Raw genomic sequence first — 18031 nt, 5'->3', positions numbered from 1 at the left:
AGCTCACTCAATTTAAAATTTTTGAAATTCAAGCATTAAAGCGTTGTTGTAAGAAGACACTGATGATTATTCCTTTAAAATAAATATTATCAAATGGCGATAAGAGCATAGTGCCCCATATCCAGTAACGGCAACCCATTTTAGATTGAACTACCCAAAACTTTAAAACAACTTCAAAACGAGCTTTTGCGAATACGGGTAGCATACTTGGAAAAATCGAAGTCTTGGCATAGAAAAGCCCAGCTAATCACTGAGCTAAGGCATAAATTCAATGTTAAATTAGTTGGGGTGTTAAAAGCAGTACACATGTTGAGTAATCGTTACCACGATGCACTGCATCATGAATATCAATCAGGCTCATCAACGCTGTTGATGAGATTAAAAGCATTCACTTGGAAAATTCCGATTAAATTTGTAATCTAACATAAACGGCTTATTAATCACGCCTAACCGGCTCTTCAGGTTGTTTTTCAGGGTATATTTTTTCTGGATTTATTTGGGGATTTTCAGGTGGAGTCTTTACTGGAAATCTTTGTGGTAATTGCTTTTTAGGCTTTTCTATTGGTATATGAGGAGTAATTTTGTTTGGGTGTTTTTCCAAAAGTGATATCATTAGCTATGCCTCCTTAAATTCTTCTTGAATGGAGTGTCGTCTTTTAAATCAGAGCGATGTTGATACCATTTTTCCGCTTGTTCCGTAGCAATTGAAATGGCCCGCTTATCGTCATAATTTTTTTCTTTAAGCGCATTTGCGATCTCAATAGCTTTTTTTCGAACCACTTTTTTCAAATTTTTCATTGATGGTGGGTAATTTTGTTCATTCCAAGGCATTTCAATAACCTCCATTATTTACAATTAAGTAAATTTTTTAGTCAATTAATCGTAAAGTTAAAGTCCAAGTTAATCTCTTAAGTAGCAATATCAATATTCCAACACCACTTCTTAGCATAAGTTAATGCAATTTTCTTACGACTAAACATATATGTTCTTTAATAATAACAATTGGAAAACCTTTTTTGTCAGTTATAGGTACTTTATCGTGTGTCTTGGCGGTCTTTTCGCCACCCTTTTCTCCTAATTTCTCATAAAAATTTTTATCATGTGACTTAGCGGTTGCTTTTCCGCCCTTCCGGCCAGCTTTTTCGCGTGCATTTTCTATCACTCATACTTGTATCTTCCTAATCATATGATTTTAGATATGGAAAAGAGTATATAGATTATTTGTTATATATTAAATAAGATTACAGCATGTTGGTAAGCGTTGTCAAAAAAGTTGCTTTAGTTTCAACCGATAGTCACTAGACTCATATTTTAACTAAGAAATAGTATCCATGTAATTTGCCCCAAAAAGGTTTCTAATTATAAATTTCGGGTAGCGTCAAGAATCTTGTGTAAATGAAATGCCTTCGTACATATAATATGTATCTAACTTAAATAAATGATGCTTCCAAGGTGTCCTGGAGTCCTTTGAACCCTCGGTGGATCCGCTTCAGAGACTTCTCGTTATAAACATTAAACTGAGAAACCAGGAAGCGATCCAGTGAATCTTCCGTTGGAAATTGTTCTTTGTGGTGGGTGGTGCGCTTGAGATGCTTATTAAAGTTCTCAATCAGGTTAGTGGAGTATAGTGATTGCCGGATAGCTGGTGGAAAGTCCATGAAAGTGAGTAAATTCGGCATTTTAAGCAGATCTTTGATTAATTTGGGATAGGTCTGATGCCAGTTGTTGGCGAACTCATTCAGTTTCAGTTCGGCTGCTTCACGGTTGGCGGCCCGATGAACTTGTTTAAAGTCACTGATCACGGCCTTGCGGTCTTTTACGCGAACTTTGTTCATCAGATTCCGCCCAACATGAACCAGGCAACGTTGTCGTTTGGCTTTAGGGAAATGCCGATTCAAGCCTTCATCCAAACCAACTAACCCATCGGCCACAAACAACAGCACATCTTTAACGCCCTGCTTGATCAAGGTTCCCAGCAGTTCAGTCCAGATTCCAGTCGATTCCGTTGGCGCCACTTGGTAGTTCAGCACTTCTTTCGTACCATCTGGACGAATGCCAATCGCAATATGAACGGCTTCTTTTTGAACGGTATCCCGCTTTAACGGCAAGTAAGTGGCATCTAAGAAGATGGCCGCATATTGTGAAGCCAGTCGACGTTGCTGGAAAGCTTGAACCTGTTCATTGACGGCTTTAGTCATGTTGGAAACCGTGGCTTTGGAGTAGTGAGCACCGTACATTTTCTCAATGAGTTCGGCAATTTCAGCAGTGGTAATGCCCTTGGTATACAACTGAATGACCGTTGTTTCTAAATTATCACTGTGCCGACCGTAGGCTGGCAAGGTATGATTTTCAAACCGGCCATTGCGATCTCGAGGAATGGTTAAGTTAAGTTGGCCGTACTTCGTATCAAACGAGCGCTCATAACTGCCGTTGCGGTTATTACCAGTGTTAATCCCAGCGTATGAGTAGCGTTCGTAACCCAAAAACTCTGCCAATTCGGTTTGAAGCAGCTGGTTAATCGCAATTTCGAGGTGGTGACGAAAAACTTCGTCCAAATCTTGCTTTTGGGCTAGTGCAGCGATAATTTCTGTGGTAAGTTCATTCATGGGGAATGCCTCCTGTGATGTTTTCTGTGGTTACTAAATATCATAAGGGAAGGCATTCCCTATTTCTATACAATTCAGAAATCTTTCCCGAATTGTCAAATCAAGTGCAACACTTGCTAAACTTCACTTATAAGTGGTCTAGGTGGTGGTCATGCGAGTAGCTGCTCAGGATGCGAATGCAGATGGTTTTGTTGATCTCATGGAGACTGAAGCCGTTTCGGGGACGACGATGGTACCTTTTGACGATGCCCCAGAACATATGGATATTCCCCATGACCGCTATCCAACTGCGGATGAGCACGGTGATTTTACTTATGAGAAGAAAGTCCCATTAAGTGAGCTACAAGCTAACTTTAAAAAAGCATTTGGTGAGTCGGAATTACACCTTGAAAAACGCGTGATCTATATTCACGGCGTGACTGCTAACGTGCACTTGCCAGAAAGTGTTGCCGGAATGGTCGGCCACTATGATGCACACGTTACGTTACCGATCGCGACTGGTCAGATCGTTGCGGTTGATTAATAAGCCTAAAAAATAAGGAAGTTGGCCCGATTGGTCAACTTCCTTATTCTTTATCAGCTATTGATCGGCAACTTTTTTCAATAATCGTTTCATCTCCGTGATCTCTTCACGTTGCGTTTTAGCGATCTTCTGTGCGAGGGCTTTGACTTCCGGATCGCTGAGATGCGCGCGTTCACTGGTTAGAATCGCGATCGAGTGATGGGGGATCATTTCTTGCATCCAAGCTGCATCGTGCACGGTCGCTTGGCTACGAACTAGATAAAGCGAGCCAGCAAATATCACCGCACTACCAAGTAGGATCAGGCGGTTCAAACGTTTATTCTGATACATTGACCACATGAATAACAGCATTACAATGGCCATGGTGGCGCCCATAATTAGCGCCATATACATTCGCGTTTGGCTTAGAAAAATATCATCTAATTGGAACACATCAAGGTACATTAACCCATACATAATAACTGTAGAGACAAGAATCATCAGTAAAAATTTCGTGTATTGTTTCATGACGTCCTCCTCGCTTTCGCTGGGTTTATTTTGACTATAACAAAAAAATGCCCGAATTGTCAAATCAAGTGCAACACTTGCTAAACTTCACTTATAAGTGGTCTAGGTGGTGGTCATGCGAGTAGCTGCTCAGCCATGAATTCATTGGCTGATTTATAACCAAATAGTTTACGTGGCCGTTGGTTAAGTGCCGCGGTCGCTTGCTTAATATGATCATCACTGAAACTGGTAATTGATTGACCTTTAGGGATAAATTCTCTTAGTAGCCCATTAAGCTGTTCGTTACTGCCCCGTTCTGACGGCGTATAAGGATGAGCAAAATATAGGTTGGTACCAGTGACCTCACTCAGCGCAGAAAATTCTGCACCATTATCAAAAGTGAGTGACTTAACCACCTCAGCATCAAGTTTATTCACAAACTGTTGAACTGCAGCCTTACAGGTTTCAGCCTGATAGTTGGGGATTCTGATCACGACTTCGTAGCGCGTCATTCGTTCAGTTAGGGTGAGCAGTGCCGGTTGATCGCTGGTTCGCTTGCCTTTGACTAAATCACCTTCCCAATGACCAAATTCAGAACGATCATTAGCCGCTACTGGTCGCTGTTCAATTGAAGTCCCCAAGATCTTTTTATTTTGGCGTACACGACCAGTACTGTGCTTTTGGTGACGCTTGACCTGTTGTGGTAAATCGATATTGGCGACAGCTAGTAACCCGCGATCAATGTAGCGATAAACAGTGGGTGTTGCGGGGCAATATTCAGCTGGATGGTGACGTTTATAAGCACCGACAAAGCTATCTACACTGTGCACTCGGAACTTAGCCTTAAGCGCAGTGGTCAATTGGTTAAAAAATTCCGGATTATGTTCGAGTAGACTTTTGCGATGGCAATTTAAAAGGCGTTGTTCGTATTGAATTTGACCGCTATCGGCAAAATAACGCTGGGTATAAACGCCATAACTGGACATTTGCGTCACGGTGCCGCGCTTGATTTCACGGCTGATCGTGCTGGGATCGCGGGCTAATCTTTTAGCAATCGCTCTGATCGAATAATGATCTTCATAAAGACTCTGGATTTGGCCACGCTCCTCACTTGATAGTTGCTTATAAGATTTTTTGATGGTATCTTTAGATTGGGTCATGAATTCCGTCCTAACTTATTGGTTTTGTCACTTATAAGTTTAAGGCTTCATGGCCTTTTTGGTCTAGTTATTTAGGTGTTGCACTTACATTGTAAATCCGGCTTCAGAAATCTTTTATGCATTTACACAAGATATTTTACGCTCTCTAGAAAAGAGCTTGGAAATAAGTGTTTAATGAATACCACAACTAGCGCTTTTAGTTTTTTAATTTATTGTTGTTATTTGGTGAACTCCAATTACTCCTTTATGCATGTTTCCTAACATTATGCATAGCATACTTATTGTCAATTGTGAGGTTTAAGGACTTCACCTTAAACCTTTTGGCACTTGGGGAAGTCATGGGGTAACTGACGCCATTGAGATACGGTACGGAGAAAATATAGAGAATGGCATTAAAAATCTCGTAGAGAGCCACTTGGCGTGGTCGCGTGCGTTGACGTACGGCTTCCAAATCAGATTGAATTAATCCAAATTGCTGAGGCGTAATGTCACTAGGTTAACCAATCATCTAAAATCACCTTTTTAATGAATTTATATCAAAAGGGATTCTGTCTAACAAAGATTAAAAACAGGTTCTAACATCTGGTGTGACTGTTTCTGACTAGCCTGCATTGTTTCTAAGCCCATAAACTGGGCCTTAGCTTGCTGATGACTTATCATATGATAGATTAAAAAAAGATTACACCAATGCCTTGAAATGAAATACATAAATGGTGTACAAATATACTTGTAGGAATGCAAATTTTCTATAAATTATTCAAAAGTAGGATTATGAGAAGATGAAGGGAGCGATATAAATGGAGAAGATACCGGAAGTGAAAGTTCACTTGGCCGATTTAAAAGCTCTTTATAATGCTGGTTATGAAGTATTGACGAAACTACGTAAAGAGGCGAATTCACCTGTTGTAGAAGCGCACTTTCTAAATCAGGAAATCATTGCTATATATGGTAGAAATGCTGCCAAAATTTTCTATGACAAAAGATTTTTCAAACGCAGCAATGCCATGCCGAAACCAATATTGAGGACATTACAAGGTGAAGGGGGCGTTCAAACACTGGATGGTGAGGCCCATCATAAACGGAAAAAAATATTTATGGATTTAATGACACCAGAGCGTTTGGACGATTATAAGAGATTATTAGAAAAGAATTTGATCACCGCCTTAAATAAACAACAAGAAACTTTTGAGCTTTATGCATTGACTAAAGACGTGCTGTTTAAAACGATTTGCTCATGGGCTGGTATCAATCTAGAAAACTATTCTCGTGATAAGATAACTGAACTAGAAGATGACCAAGTAGCTATGTTTGAAGGAACTGTCACGTCGATTCCGGATCACATCAACGGGCTTACTGGCAGAAAAAATGCTGAAGAATGGGCTCAAGAACTGATAAAAAATGCACGTGAAGCTCCGTTAGAAACTGATAAGAATTTGGCCCTTTATGCTTTTTCAACTGCTACTGATGAAAAAGGAGATTTATTGCCACTCAGAACCGCAGCTGTAGATCTATTAAATATTATTCGGCCAACAGTTGCTATCACGGTATGGATAGCTCTTATGGGACATGCACTGTTTAGCCAGAATAATAACTATATTGCTCTGAAAACGGACTTCTTCAAGTTGCAAGATTCATTTATTAATGAATTACGACGCTATTATCCTTTTTTCCCTATGATTCCGGCCATCAGTATCGACGATGTAGAGATTGATAGTTACTTAATTCCTAAGGAAAGTTGGGTAGTTTTGGATATTTATGGGACTAATCATGATACAAGATACATGAAAGATGCCGATGATTTTAGGGTTGATCGTTATGTTGGCCGTACCAAGGAAATCTCCTATTCTGAACAATATGAAATGATTGCTCAGGGAGGTGGAGATTTTCGCGAAATGCATCGTTGTGCAGGAGAATGGATTACTTTACAAACATTACGAGTATTTAGTGATCAGTTAGTCAACAATTATAAGTTTGACATCCCTGCTCAGGATTGGACAATTCCGATGAATCAATTTCCTACCTACCCTAGAAGTAAAGTATTATTATCGAAAGTGTAAAAGTATATGTCTGAAGATCAATTTGGATGTAAGCTGATTCCTGAGACAACTTTTAAGAGAGGGTATAATGAATAAATCATCTCTCAAAAGGAAGGAATCAGCTTACATCCATTCCTTATTGATTTGCTTAATTAAGACTGTGTCTCCATAGAATTAATTTAATTTTTTAGCTGAATTGTTTAAATTGACGGCTCAGCTACAATATCAACAGTTATATACCTGGCCGACTTTAACCATATTACCAACCTAACTTATAACCGTAATAGTGGCAATATACATTTTTCTGATGTCAAAGACAAACGGTTAATCAAAATAATTTCACTACAAACCACAATTTGTTTAAGTGCAGCTGCAGCCAGCTTTCCTGATCAGTCAAAACTATAGTCAAGTAGTGCCCGTCTGATTATTATACGAGTACCTTAGACCATATGAGCAAAACAGGGGTTGAACAGTACGTGAGTGATCAGAAATAAAACATTATTAGACTTGTTATCACCAACTAAATCATAGTTCACAGAAAATGACTCAACTACTCTATTATATTTTCAGTTCGAAGTCGCTTATCTTCATGCATTATGTCAAAAAACTCTTCCTTTCTAATTTCATGGGGAAGAAATTTGCGAATATCTTCTTCATTGTATCCGACTTGTAAACGATTCTCGTCAACAATAATAGGCCGTCTCAATAAGTGGGGGTCTTCATTAATAAGGTTACATAACTCTCCCAATGTTAAATCAGCTAGTTTTTCCTTTAACTTTCCATAACCTCTGGAACGCCTAGATATTATTTCTTCAGTCCCTCTTTCTGTTAATTTAAGTATTTTTACAATCTCTTCTGTTGTTGGAGGTTGTTGAAAAATATTTTGTTCTTCATAAGTTATATTATATTTATCTAACCAATTTCTAGCTTTTCGACATGAAGCGCAGCCTGGTTATGAATAAAATAAAAGGCTAGTCACTAACCAAAAATCGGTCAGTGACTGGCCTTTTATTAATTAGTATGTTTTAGAATTATAAGTTCATTTTAATTTCGCAACGGAGGTTTAAAAAATGCTATATAAAAAGTCCCCGTGCTACTAACACGAGGACTAAGTTACTTTAATGGTAACTGTTTAAAAAATTTATTTTAAAGCAGCCAAACTCGTCAAGCTATAATTGGTACATGTTTATATGCTTATCAACCATCAACATTATAAAGCTGCTAGGAAGGCCTCGTTAAATGCTGGAATGTCTTTTGGTTCGCGACTAGTAATTAGATTACCATCGATCACAACATCTTTGTCTTCAATGCGTGCACCGGCATAATACAAATCAGGTTGTACAGTTAAGTATGCTGTCATTGTACGACCTTGCACTAACCCGGTTTGAATCATTAATTGTGGACCGTGGCAAATAGATGCCGTTAACTTGTTAGTTGCCAAAAAGAACTTTGTAAATTCGACAAACCGTTGATCCGCACGTAATTGATCTGGTGAAAATCCTCCTGGAATGAACAATGCATCAAAGTCTTGAGGATTCACTTCATCAATGGACTTATCAACATTAATCTGAGTACCATGTTTACCTTCAACAGTGCCTTTTTCAAAGCTGATCGTTGTCACCTCGTGTCCTGCAGACTTAAGAGCCTCTACAGGTTCAGTATATTCAACGTCTTCGACTAGATTAGTCACCAAAACTGCAACTGATTTTGCCATAATAAAATTCCTCCTTTACTTATAGTATATAATATATACCTATATATCATAGACCACAATAACGCACTTTTTTGTGCCTATCATAAACTTCAGAAAAATAGGTAATAATCATGACAGACCCTGTACGAAAGTATGCCCTTGATAAAATACAACAAAAAGATTTTAATTGCGCTTTCTGTTGTGGAGTAGTTACTTGTTGAATTTGTTGTTGCAAGCTTTGGTAGGACTTATTAAGATCATGGGCTGATAACTTTTTTAGATCATGCTCAGGCTCTTTTTGGGCTTCTTGTAAGCCTAATTGTTTGGTTAACCCGTCGCTAAGCTCAATCACTTTGTTGCTCACTTGCTGGATCTCACTTAAAGCACTATGGATCACGGCTTTATCTTTAGCCCAGGTGGCCACGTAACCGAGTGAGTAGTTGCTGGTATCAACGCCAATATTTTGCATGGCAACATATGCGACCGCTTCGGCTTGCGTTTCTTGATAGGCTCGCGGGCGATCTTTAAAGGCTGATTTTAACCCATGTAACTGACTATGCGCATATTCATGATATAACGTCTTCAATTTTAAAGCATTATCGGGCTCATCGCCACCAATGACGATTTCATTAGTGCTGGGTTGAAAATACCCCTTAGCCCCATTTAGCGTCGCTAAAGGCACTTCACTGACTTTAAGGTCGGTTTGCTGGTTTAAATAATCTTTGAACGCGTTATACAAGCTTGTCACATTCTGATGATCGGTCAAATTTTCTTTGACAAAGTCTTTAGCACTTAACACTGGCTCACCGCTAGTTTGTGCCACATCAAAGACGGGTAGATAACGGTAACCGACAATGGCGCGTTCATCGGTGGTACCAAGACGCTTTTTCTCGGCTGGTGTTAACTTCTTAATAATCGGAGCCGCAATCCGAATCGCTTTTGCGCCCCGGTTGACGGTGCGGTTAAAAGCCTTCTGCCATTGCTTAAAACCGGCGACTTGAGTGGCTTGAGGATTTTGCGCATAAATTAAATCAATGTTTCTGGCGCTATAACGATGAAATTTAGCCAGGGTATTGAGATACTTTTTAAATTGGTCACTATCAGTTAATTTTAGGATTTGCTGTTCGGCTTGGGCGACTAATTGTGCTTTCCAGGCTTTAACGTCTGCTTTACTCGGCATTGTCTACCCCTCCTCATCTTCAAAAATATCATTCAATATAGGGGCTACGTTGATTTGAATCGGGGTCGTGCCATAAAGGGCGATGTAGCCATCAGCTAATTTTTGCCAAGCCACTTGATAATAGGCTCCGTTACCAGTGATTTCTTTTAAATACTTGTAGGTTCCTTTAGCCTGTAAAACTGGTAATTCACTCCCAATGACTGCTAATTTATTATCCATTTTATGATCTCCTTTGCTTTGTTAATCTCACCCGTTGTTTGGGTTTACTTTTAGGGTTGTAAAAGTGAACCTAAATGACGGGTTCACCAACCGGAACGTAGTGCAGGGCGGTAGGCAGGTTCTAATCAAAATCAAAACTTAATTTATGGCCGTCAAGCTTTAACTTGGCGTCAAACGACTTTCCTTTTTTACTCTTGAAACCCTTTAATTTGCTCGTTTTCCCCTTGGTGACCAGTGCTTTGATCACGGTCTTCCCGAGCGTCTTACCGCTCCATTTCTTGGGTAGAGTAAAGTCTTCGCCCTGCTCAGGCTTCACAATGTAAAACTTTTGTTTGTTTAAAACAGTTACTTGCGGTGTTTCTAAGAACACCTCGGCGTTTTTTTGCGCTTGCTGTTGGTGATTAATTTGTTGCTTTATGGCCGCACTGCCAGTTAATTGTGTCGGAACATCAGCAATCAACTTCGCCACAAACTTCTTAATTTGGCTCAAAAAATTATCCGGAGTGCGTTCTTCGGTACTGATTTGCTGTAACGCTTGCTCCCATTTAGCTGTCATTTCTGGACTAGTTAGCAAGGGTTCGAGTTCGACCGCTTTACATAAAGTAATCCCGACTTCACTGACGTGGAGCTTATTCTTTTCAGTAACTAAATAGCCGCGTTTCTTTAACACTTCTAGCACATTAGCCCGGGTCGCACTTGTCCCAATGCCTTGCACATCTTTGAGAATTGCTTGGGCTTCTTCATCATCAAGCGTTTTGCCGGCGGTCTTCATGGCCGTAATCAGGGTACCTTCGGTAAAGGGTACCGGTGGTGTCGTTTCTTTTTGCGGTGTTTGCAGATTTGCTTGAACTTGGTCGCCTTGGTGAACGATCGGTAGGGTGGCTGCTCTTGTTGGTCGACTTTGTGATCATCAAATAGAGCTTGCCAGCCTTGCTTAGTTGGGACCTTACCGGTTGCTTTAAAATTGGTGTCGCCAACCTGAGTGATAATGGTGGTTTCTTCGTACTCGTACGGGTCAGCAAACATCGCTAACGTCGTCCTTAAAACCAGGTCATAGACTTGTTGCTGTAATTTAGGCAAGCTGGCTAGTTTCTCTTTCGTCGGCACGACTTTAGTCATAATAATGGCATAGTGTTCTTCAACTTTTTTCCCATCAACATAGCGTTTGTTCGGAGTGGTATTGGTTAAAGCGACTGGCTTAGAGACCAAACCCAGATACTTCGTCAGATTAGCCACTAAATAATCAAATTCTTCATCAGTGATATAAGCACAATCCGTTCGGGGATAACTCATCAACTTGGCTTCATATAAACTTTGAATGGCCGCTAAGGTTTGGCTGGCACTGGCGTGATAACGTTTATTCATGGCACTTTGGAGACTGGATAGTGAGAATAGTTGGGGACTAGCACGCTTTTTGCCTTGTTTTTGGACGTCCTTGATTAAACCATCCTGCGAGCCTTTATGAACGTGTTTAGCTCGCATGAATGTTATTGGCCCTGTTTCGTCTTTAAATCGCTGATAGGGGTCTAATTTTGCGACGAATTTTTGCTGATTAGCAAGAATTTCAGCATTTAGTTCAAAATAGGGTTCCGGCTTAAAGTGTTTGATTGCCTGGTCCCTTTGATAGACCATATACAAGGTTGGCAGCTATAGGTAACTAATCGAGCACGCTCTACGTACCAAATTTTTATCAATATAAAATACATTATGGGCTACCATTCATACCAATTAACCAGTCGCTAATTTTGTGATTACAAGTGCATACCCCCATCTTCATGCCGGTTCCGGGTTTGGTGTTGCCGCTGCTTTTTCGTCATTTCCCACTCGGTTTCTTTTAAGCCGCGTTCTTGTTTTTGCCGTTGGTAATCTTCATCACGAGCATATAGAACAGTCATGATCGCGTCACTAAAGGCCGTCTTTAAGTAATAGTCTGGACTAACTGGCTTGTAATTTAGCGGTTGATAATGCCCCATATTTGCTTTTCTGTACTGGTCGTCCTTGGCTTGTTGCCCTTTTAACTGCTTTTGGATTTTCTCGATCTGACTGTTCTTAATCGTCGGATCGGCTTTGCATTCGCCAAAAAAGAGTTGTTTAGTGCCATCATGCTTTAAAACCCGTTGTAAGTGATGATTTTCTAACTGATCTAAGCTAAGCTGTCCCGATAAATAAGCTAGTCCTTGTTGATGTTCTTGGGGACTGAACACCTGTGGTGGATTTGCTTGCCACTGTTCAATTGTTTCAGCCTGACATGGCTTTAAAACAGGATCATAGTACATCACGGCTGTATAGGCTTGTTCCTGTTTAATCAATGGCAATCCATCTAAATCGCCTTTGGGAAAGGCCCTTTTCAATACTTCATGGTATTGCGTTTTAATGACTTGCTTAACGGCCATGATTGTTCGCAAATCTTTGACTGCGCGAGTAATCTTTTGCTGCTCGGTTGGTGAATACTTTTCTAGTAGACCTTGATCAACGTGTTCTAGACTTTCTAAGCTATCATCATGAATCATCAGCGTATATTTAAGCTCGATTTTGACTTCCTTTTCTTGTTGCATTAATAACTTAAAACCAACGTATGGCCGCTTAGTAAAGGTCAATAATTGTTGCGTCAACAAATCATCACGAATATTCATTAAACGTTCGTTTAATTCACTACCCTTGAAAACTGTTTGTTCGCTATCGGTTTCCTTAATTAATTCTCGTCTTTCAGCTTGCATGGTCTGTTCAAAGTTAAGCTCTGGATAAAGTTTTTTCGTAGTGCGATCAACTACTTTATTTAAGAGTTCATCTGCTTTTTTGAGTGAGCTTTCTTGTTGGTTAATTGTCAATAATTGTTTAGTCACATCTTCACCAACCGCATGTTTAATTAAGGTGCTGTTTTTCCAATTAAATAGCATGCGCCGCTTATCATCTAAGTTCTCCAAACTGATATAAGTTTTCAGTTCATGGCTTAACTCTTTGACTACCCGTTTTTCATTAAACGAGAAGTGTTTACTTAGGCTATCTAAATGACCTCTATTGATTACTTTTTCTTGGTTATTTTTATAACTGGCTTTGGCCTTGCGATAGTCCTTAACTTGTTGGTTAAATTCGTTTCTTTCATGCCGCTTACTATTGATTCCCTCATGTTGAGTTGGAACTTCATTTATTCCTTGATCTTCAAAGGATTTTTCACTGATCCGATCGGGAATATTTTTTTGCTCTAAAACTTGATTTACACTAACCGCCCAATTGTGCCGCCATTCAGTTATTTTTTCTTTTTTATCCCAATCAACCAACCAAATTTTTCGGTTTCTCACATTCCCTGCAGGGGTCTTAGTTTTATTACCATGACTATCTAAAATGTATTCGGTTTTTGTTTTCTGTCCCCAAGTACCATCGGGGTTAAATGGGCGATTGGTTAACATCACATGAGCGTGCGGATTATCTGGGTGGTCGCGATGAATTGCCACGTCGGCTACCATGCCCTCATCAACAAAATTTTCTTGCACATATTTTGTCAGTAATTCTTTCTGTTCGGATTCACTTAATTCTACCGGTAAAGCCACGTTAAACTCTTTTGCATACCGTGAGTTTGATTTACGATCTTTCGTTTCAACTTCATTCCACAACTGCTCTCGATCACTGGCCCATTCTGGTGCATTTTTGGGGGTTAAAATAAAGCTTTCTGGCATAACCGAGCGGGCATAAAAATAGTGGCGACCTTCCTTATCATCAAATAGCTTTTCACCACTTCGATAAGCGGCACTGGCAATCGCACTTCGTCCTTTACCAGCACTAATATTACTAAAACTCATGTGAAAAATTGCCATGTCGGTCACCACCTTTCTTTGGTTTTATGGGTTTGACTTTGTTGTCGCCATCGGCGACTTCTAATACAGGTTTTAATGGGTTTAGCACAACGTCATCAAAGATGACGTGTAAGTGCGCATTGACCTCGTTTCACTCGGTCTTCTGATTCTCTTAACTTTAACTTAGTGTATGCCTTCCGCTTCGCTATTTCAACTTTTATACTTTGACTTAACGTTTCCCTTATGATATAGTGTCGGTGATTATTTCTAATATGATTGGAGGGATCGTTATGTCTCAAAGTAACTTAGAAAAACAAGAAGCTAAATTAAAAGCCCTTAATCAAAAAATTAAGGACGAAAAAAATAAGATTGAACAACGGCTAGGTAAACAAATCATCAGTCAAGCCAATTTAGATTATGCTAATTTGTCTAACGATCAGATTAAGCTTTTAGCCAAGCAATTTTCTGAATTTTTAAAGGTAAAGTCCGTAGATCATTAGCCATACGAGATGGGGAAATTCCATGTCTAATCAATATGAAAAACTAGTCGAGCAGCAAGCGCGTTTAAAACAAAAAATTGAGCGGGAAGATTTTAAATTACGGCAATCTAAATACTATGAAAATCGGCAAGCCCGCAAAGCCCGTTCTCGCCGATTAATTCAAAAAGGGGCTTTATTAGAAAAGTACTTTCAAGCTAATAACCTCTCGGTCGAACAAACCGAAGAACTTTTAAAAACATTTGCTGACTATGTTAACGCCCATAAACCGAATAAACTCAAAAACGATCAACCTAATAACTAGGCCGATCGTTTTTATTTTCTGGATCATTTTTAGGCTTTACTTCTGGGTTTTGATCTGCAAAATTTTGTAACTGCTTTTGCACCTTTTCTGGATAAGTAATATTTTGGTTTATCCAAGGAAAATGCCTCAAATCGTTTTTAAAAACTTGTCCCTTCTCTCTTGCATAAACAGAGGTAAACTTTTCGCTATTATCATAGATCATGACCTTATCAGATTTAAAGGCCACCAATGGCAAATTATGTTTGGATTGCTGATAACGTTTCTTGATCGTTGCTACTGGAACACCGTGCCCACCTTTTTGTACCCGTTCGTTGACCCTTTGGATAGCTAAATTTTCATCTCGCAAAGCAACATATAATAAAGTCACTTCAAAGCCATTTTTGTGAGCTTTGTCAATCATATTGAGTTGAGCTTTGCCTCTACCTGCCAGTGTTGTTTCTACGTGAATACTTTGCTGGTGATCTAAAGCATAGTGTAGTTGTTTGATTTCTTCTTTCATGGCTTTTAAGTTGTCACTATCTTTATGCCAATCGCCACCCATTTGTCTTAAAAGTTCATCAGCGTTAATCCGTTTTGTTTTGTCAAACAAGATGGGAAATGTATCGTATAGCGTACTTTTTCCTGCTCCGTTAATACCAGCAACAATTATATATTGGGGTTTATCTATCAACGGACAAAGTCCTTTCGCTTAATAACCTCATCTTGCCTTTTATCTAAAAAGTAGGTATATAAAGCGTCATATACTTTGCGCTTTTCTGGATCTGGCTCATGTAATGACTTATCAAGTAAATCTTTTAAATCAGTTTCTTTGGCAATTTCAAAAAAGTCATTAATTGTGATTGTATCTTTCATGTTCATCACACTTCCAAGTTATTAATTTATTTAATCTGATAAGCCATTAGTCCTCATCTGGATCATTGAGCCAATCAGCGACTTCTTTAGCGTCTTTGAACTCTGTTACTGGTGTCTCTTTGGTAGCCTTTAAAAGGCTTAAATTAGCTCTTTCGGCTTCGCTCAGGGCTGGTTTAAACGGTAATGCTGCGTCAGCTACGATCCGCTTATAAAACATATTGATCGCGGTAGTTGGGTTTAGACCTAACTGGCTTAAAACGGCTTCGGTATTATCTGCCAATTCTTTGTCAATCTGGACTTGTACGCGTTTCTTTTCCTTAACTGCCATGATTTTCTCGCCCCCCTTTTATTACTACTCACATTATACTAATCTTTGAGTACCATCTCAATTAGCCTGCTTCTTTAAAAGTTGTGAATTTAAGTTTGCTGTCCTTTCCGCAATGGCACTTATATAACGTTCCTAAAGTGCCCGTAAGCGCATTTTAAAACTCGTTTAATATAATTATGCTCTATCTGTTTAAAACAGCTTAAATGGCCTTATATAGCTTTTTAGTTTTAAGCACGCTCATCGTTAGGGTGTTTGGCCGCATATTCTCTAGCCGCTTGTTTATTCCACCAAGCGCCAATTCAGCCACTCAAGGTGTCTATTTTTGCTTCTAAGCGATTTTAAAGCGATTTTAATATAATTATGCATGTAACACTTAAAACGGCTTAAATGAGCTTATATGCCGTTTGATTTTAAAATCATTCATTGTCAGCGTTCTGCTCCTCGGGGTGTTTAGCAACATATTCTCTTGCCGCTTGTTTATTCCACCAAATCCCAAATAGGTTTTGCATGGTGCCGTATAAGTAGTTCTCCACGTTCTTGATATGCTTTTCATTGCTTCTTAGGGCGTTAAAGTAGCGTCTTAAGGCTTTAGTCATCAAAGGTTTTAGTTCTTCGTCGTAAAGCGGGATTATGACGCCAATATCTTGATGATCCTTTTCAACTCGGTACTTAGCATTTAAGATAATGCCAATGAAGCGCCGCATTTGTTGCGGAGTGCGGCACCAGAAACTTAGTAATTGCACGGCTTCGGGTTCTAAGAAAACCGGTAAGCCACTGTCTTCATCAGTTAAGAAGTCATTAGCATGGTTCACCAAATCCTGGTTTTGCTTTTGAATTTCTGCTGGTGAAAAATGGGCTGTGGAAAAGTCCAACTTTTGAGTATCTATATTGTATCTATTAGTATCTAAATTATTAGTATAGTCTAGATCTTGTCTCTTTTTGAGAAGTCCGCTTGTACCAAGGGATTCAGATGTATCAGAAACGGTATCATGCGGTTTTCTCTTTTTGAGAAGTCCGTTTGTACCAAGGGGTTCAACGGTATCATGCGGGTTTCTCTTTTTGAGAAGTCCGCTTGTACCAAGGGATTCAGGCGATTTTAATGGCTCTCGCTTAATATAAACGTCTTTTGCTGTTACTTCCAAATCTGCCAAATATAATCTATTTGGTTCGTTTTTGCCTGATCTTGGATTAAAACCCATATGTTTTTGATACAAAAGTTTTGCGTCCATTAATTCGTGTTTAATCTTATTGATTTTATTATTTGACCAGTTTCGTAAATCTTTTAGTTCATTGTTTGTGTATATGAAATATACGTTGTTATTTTCGTCAACCCAATTATTGCTCAGTGAGTAACTTAGACGATCGCGTAACACCGAATAAAGTAAAATGGCACTATCGCTAAGATCCTTATATTTTTCTCCTTGGAGTAAGATCTGCGGCAAAGCGTAGAACTTTACTTCATATGCCCTTTTAGCATTTGTAAAGTTGAAATTTGATTGATCCATAATAAAAGCTCCCTTTCTTAACTGACACACGCTGTCTTAAAAGAGAGTTGCTAAAACATCTGACTTGTTTTAAAATACAAGTCTGGTATGCTTTAACTGAATTACAAAGCGAACATTGGACGTGATCGGCTTTGTAAATTCACCGGCATGTGTCTATTCTGGGTTGCCCATACGGCAACTTTTTTAATTTCTAACAACAAAAATGGACTAAATAGCATTGGTTAGCTACTTAGTCCATTGGGTTTAATTTGTTTTTAACTATCCTTCACTTGTCCCATAGGACTGGTTTGCGGTATAATTAACCTACAAATTAAGAACAATGTTCAGACGATTTTAACTTGGCGGTCTAAATCGTCTGAATCTAAGTGGCTCTCTATTAGCTACTTTCTAAACCTAAAATCCCTGATTCCTCGTGAATCGGGGATTTTTCTGTTTAGCTTGATCTCTTTATTCGATTGTTAAATTAATCTTAGTCTAGCATAGCGCTTACCTACAGGCAACCGTATTTGGTTCAGTGCACTTTACTAGATTTTACCTAAATACAAATTAGCCAAACAAATAAATTGTGTATTTACTTGTTTGGCTAATTATTTATTTAACTACTAAATTGCATCTATGATTGAAGCTAAGAATTCTGAACGATTTTTAAATCCGTTTTTTCGGGCAGCCACATCCATTTTTTTAAGTTGACTTTCAGTAATTGAGAAGGTCACTGATCGCTTACGCTCTACTTCCTTTCGACTGATATTTTTCAAAAATGCGACTGCATCTTTCTTGTTGTCTTTCAACGTAGTCTCGTAACTTTCTCTCATTTCTTCGTCTTTTTTGTGGTTGAATGAATCTAAACTCAT

The 18031-nt window shown here is 39.1% G+C and carries 18 protein-coding genes and 3 pseudogenes; 4 read left to right on the top strand and 17 right to left on the bottom strand.

Going from position 1 to position 18031, the window contains the following annotated elements:
* Positions 1-436 precede the first annotated feature (436 nt).
* The 4 genes from AB3217_RS10745 to AB3217_RS10730 form a co-directional block, all read right to left on the bottom strand.
* Positions 437-613: a hypothetical protein gene (locus AB3217_RS10745; protein ID WP_020090529.1), complete on the bottom strand. Its 177-nt coding sequence runs from the start codon at positions 611-613 to the stop codon at positions 437-439.
* The gene (locus tag AB3217_RS10740) at positions 613-831 is read right to left on the bottom strand and encodes a hypothetical protein (protein WP_010579558.1); all 219 of its coding nucleotides are present in this window, start codon (positions 829-831) and stop codon (positions 613-615) included. The genes AB3217_RS10745 and AB3217_RS10740 overlap by 1 nt, the downstream gene beginning before the upstream one ends.
* A 121-nt stretch (positions 832-952) precedes the next feature.
* Positions 953-1162, bottom strand: a complete 210-nt coding sequence (locus AB3217_RS10735) for a hypothetical protein (protein ID WP_367366146.1) — start codon at positions 1160-1162, stop codon at positions 953-955.
* 268 nt (positions 1163-1430) lie between these two features.
* Positions 1431-2606, bottom strand: coding sequence for an IS256-like element IS1310 family transposase (locus AB3217_RS10730; protein WP_003561746.1), 1176 nt, complete (start codon positions 2604-2606; stop codon positions 1431-1433).
* Positions 2607-2769: 163 nt separating this feature from the next.
* On the opposite strand from AB3217_RS10730, the pseudogene AB3217_RS10725 reads away from it, so the two are divergent.
* Positions 2770-3129: pseudogene (locus AB3217_RS10725) on the top strand (hypothetical protein); the annotation flags it as partial.
* Positions 3130-3186: 57 nt separating this feature from the next.
* On the opposite strand, the gene AB3217_RS10720 reads toward AB3217_RS10725, so the two are convergent.
* Together AB3217_RS10720 and AB3217_RS10715 are read right to left on the bottom strand one after the other, a co-directional pair.
* Complete coding sequence (locus AB3217_RS10720) at positions 3187-3636, bottom strand: DUF305 domain-containing protein (protein ID WP_367366145.1); 450 nt, start codon at positions 3634-3636, stop codon at positions 3187-3189.
* Between the two features lie 113 nt (positions 3637-3749).
* Positions 3750-4775 carry an IS30 family transposase gene (locus AB3217_RS10715; RefSeq protein ID WP_367366144.1) on the bottom strand — a complete coding sequence of 342 codons (1026 nt, stop codon included), beginning with the start codon at positions 4773-4775 and terminating at the stop codon, positions 3750-3752.
* A gap of 797 nt (positions 4776-5572) precedes the next feature.
* Here AB3217_RS10715 and AB3217_RS10710 point away from each other — a divergent pair.
* A complete protein-coding gene (locus AB3217_RS10710) occupies positions 5573-6832 on the top strand; it encodes a cytochrome P450 (protein WP_367366143.1) in 1260 nt (419 codons plus the stop codon).
* Positions 6833-7361: 529 nt separating this feature from the next.
* On the opposite strand, the pseudogene AB3217_RS10705 reads toward AB3217_RS10710, so the two are convergent.
* From AB3217_RS10705 to mobQ, 6 genes and pseudogenes are all read right to left on the bottom strand, one after another.
* Positions 7362-7790, bottom strand: a pseudogene (locus AB3217_RS10705) (Spx/MgsR family RNA polymerase-binding regulatory protein).
* A 231-nt stretch (positions 7791-8021) separates the two neighbouring features.
* On the bottom strand, positions 8022-8525 hold the full coding sequence (locus AB3217_RS10700) for a type 1 glutamine amidotransferase domain-containing protein (protein ID WP_003561273.1): 504 nt from the start codon (positions 8523-8525) through the stop codon (positions 8022-8024).
* Between the two features lie 46 nt (positions 8526-8571).
* Positions 8572-9684 (bottom strand): ArdC-like ssDNA-binding domain-containing protein, encoded by a 1113-nt coding sequence (locus AB3217_RS10695; protein WP_324614406.1) that lies wholly within the window; start codon positions 9682-9684, stop codon positions 8572-8574.
* A gap of 3 nt (positions 9685-9687) precedes the next feature.
* Positions 9688-9903 carry a hypothetical protein gene (locus AB3217_RS10690; RefSeq protein WP_004466187.1) on the bottom strand — a complete coding sequence of 72 codons (216 nt, stop codon included), beginning with the start codon at positions 9901-9903 and terminating at the stop codon, positions 9688-9690.
* Between the two features lie 121 nt (positions 9904-10024).
* Positions 10025-11680 (bottom strand): annotated as a pseudogene (locus AB3217_RS10685) (DNA topoisomerase).
* Positions 11655-13715, bottom strand: coding sequence for a MobQ family relaxase (gene mobQ, locus AB3217_RS10680; protein WP_367366142.1), 2061 nt, complete (start codon positions 13713-13715; stop codon positions 11655-11657). Before mobQ ends, AB3217_RS10685 begins: the two are co-directional and overlap by 26 nt.
* A gap of 251 nt (positions 13716-13966) precedes the next feature.
* On the opposite strand from mobQ, the gene AB3217_RS10675 reads away from it, so the two are divergent.
* Entirely contained in the window at positions 13967-14194 is a 228-nt protein-coding gene (locus tag AB3217_RS10675; RefSeq protein WP_003555660.1) for a hypothetical protein, read from the top strand.
* A 22-nt stretch (positions 14195-14216) separates the two neighbouring features.
* The gene (locus AB3217_RS10670) at positions 14217-14495 is read left to right on the top strand and encodes a hypothetical protein (protein WP_057707345.1); all 279 of its coding nucleotides are present in this window, start codon (positions 14217-14219) and stop codon (positions 14493-14495) included.
* Here the strand turns inward: AB3217_RS10670 and AB3217_RS10665 are convergent.
* The 5 genes from AB3217_RS10665 to AB3217_RS10645 all read right to left on the bottom strand — a co-directional run bounded on the left by AB3217_RS10665 (position 14485) and on the right by AB3217_RS10645 (position 18031).
* Positions 14485-15165: a zeta toxin family protein gene (locus tag AB3217_RS10665; RefSeq protein ID WP_367366141.1), complete on the bottom strand. Its 681-nt coding sequence runs from the start codon at positions 15163-15165 to the stop codon at positions 14485-14487. The two genes, AB3217_RS10670 and AB3217_RS10665, sit on opposite strands and share 11 nt — an antisense overlap.
* Positions 15162-15347, bottom strand: a complete 186-nt coding sequence (locus tag AB3217_RS10660) for a hypothetical protein (RefSeq protein ID WP_010620892.1) — start codon at positions 15345-15347, stop codon at positions 15162-15164. The genes AB3217_RS10665 and AB3217_RS10660 overlap by 4 nt, the downstream gene beginning before the upstream one ends.
* A 46-nt stretch (positions 15348-15393) precedes the next feature.
* A complete protein-coding gene (locus AB3217_RS10655; RefSeq protein ID WP_010014831.1) occupies positions 15394-15675 on the bottom strand; it encodes a type II toxin-antitoxin system RelB/DinJ family antitoxin in 282 nt (93 codons plus the stop codon).
* Between the two features lie 416 nt (positions 15676-16091).
* Positions 16092-17180, bottom strand: a complete 1089-nt coding sequence (locus AB3217_RS10650) for a replication initiator protein A (RefSeq protein WP_367366140.1) — start codon at positions 17178-17180, stop codon at positions 16092-16094.
* A gap of 602 nt (positions 17181-17782) precedes the next feature.
* Positions 17783-18031 carry a hypothetical protein gene (locus tag AB3217_RS10645; protein WP_281165970.1) on the bottom strand — a complete coding sequence of 83 codons (249 nt, stop codon included), beginning with the start codon at positions 18029-18031 and terminating at the stop codon, positions 17783-17785.

Source organism: Pediococcus parvulus, assembly GCF_964063155.1.
Lineage (GTDB): Bacteria > Bacillota > Bacilli > Lactobacillales > Lactobacillaceae > Pediococcus > Pediococcus parvulus.
Note: the sequence above shows the minus strand (reverse complement) of the source record. Positions and strands in the feature narration are given on the sequence as shown.

What these genes read in the sequence shown, in the direction of transcription:
- AB3217_RS10660 (WP_010620892.1), bottom strand. Translation starts at nt 15,347, where the DNA reads ATGAAAGATACAATCACAATTAATGACTTTTTTGAAATTGCCAAAGAA.
- AB3217_RS10700 (WP_003561273.1), bottom strand. Translation starts at nt 8,525, where the DNA reads ATGGCAAAATCAGTTGCAGTTTTGGTGACTAATCTAGTCGAAGACGTT.
- AB3217_RS10730 (WP_003561746.1), bottom strand. Translation starts at nt 2,606, where the DNA reads ATGAATGAACTTACCACAGAAATTATCGCTGCACTAGCCCAAAAGCAA.
- AB3217_RS10670 (WP_057707345.1), top strand. Translation starts at nt 14,217, where the DNA reads ATGTCTAATCAATATGAAAAACTAGTCGAGCAGCAAGCGCGTTTAAAA.
- AB3217_RS10695 (WP_324614406.1), bottom strand. Translation starts at nt 9,684, where the DNA reads ATGCCGAGTAAAGCAGACGTTAAAGCCTGGAAAGCACAATTAGTCGCC.
- AB3217_RS10740 (WP_010579558.1), bottom strand. Translation starts at nt 831, where the DNA reads ATGCCTTGGAATGAACAAAATTACCCACCATCAATGAAAAATTTGAAA.
- AB3217_RS10710 (WP_367366143.1), top strand. Translation starts at nt 5,573, where the DNA reads ATGGAGAAGATACCGGAAGTGAAAGTTCACTTGGCCGATTTAAAAGCT.
- AB3217_RS10655 (WP_010014831.1), bottom strand. Translation starts at nt 15,675, where the DNA reads ATGGCAGTTAAGGAAAAGAAACGCGTACAAGTCCAGATTGACAAAGAA.
- AB3217_RS10645 (WP_281165970.1), bottom strand. Translation starts at nt 18,031, where the DNA reads ATGAGTTTAGATTCATTCAACCACAAAAAAGACGAAGAAATGAGAGAA.
- AB3217_RS10715 (WP_367366144.1), bottom strand. Translation starts at nt 4,775, where the DNA reads ATGACCCAATCTAAAGATACCATCAAAAAATCTTATAAGCAACTATCA.
- AB3217_RS10720 (WP_367366145.1), bottom strand. Translation starts at nt 3,636, where the DNA reads ATGAAACAATACACGAAATTTTTACTGATGATTCTTGTCTCTACAGTT.
- mobQ (WP_367366142.1), bottom strand. Translation starts at nt 13,715, where the DNA reads ATGGCAATTTTTCACATGAGTTTTAGTAATATTAGTGCTGGTAAAGGA.
- AB3217_RS10650 (WP_367366140.1), bottom strand. Translation starts at nt 17,180, where the DNA reads ATGGATCAATCAAATTTCAACTTTACAAATGCTAAAAGGGCATATGAA.
- AB3217_RS10745 (WP_020090529.1), bottom strand. Translation starts at nt 613, where the DNA reads ATGATATCACTTTTGGAAAAACACCCAAACAAAATTACTCCTCATATA.
- AB3217_RS10690 (WP_004466187.1), bottom strand. Translation starts at nt 9,903, where the DNA reads ATGGATAATAAATTAGCAGTCATTGGGAGTGAATTACCAGTTTTACAG.
- AB3217_RS10675 (WP_003555660.1), top strand. Translation starts at nt 13,967, where the DNA reads ATGATTGGAGGGATCGTTATGTCTCAAAGTAACTTAGAAAAACAAGAA.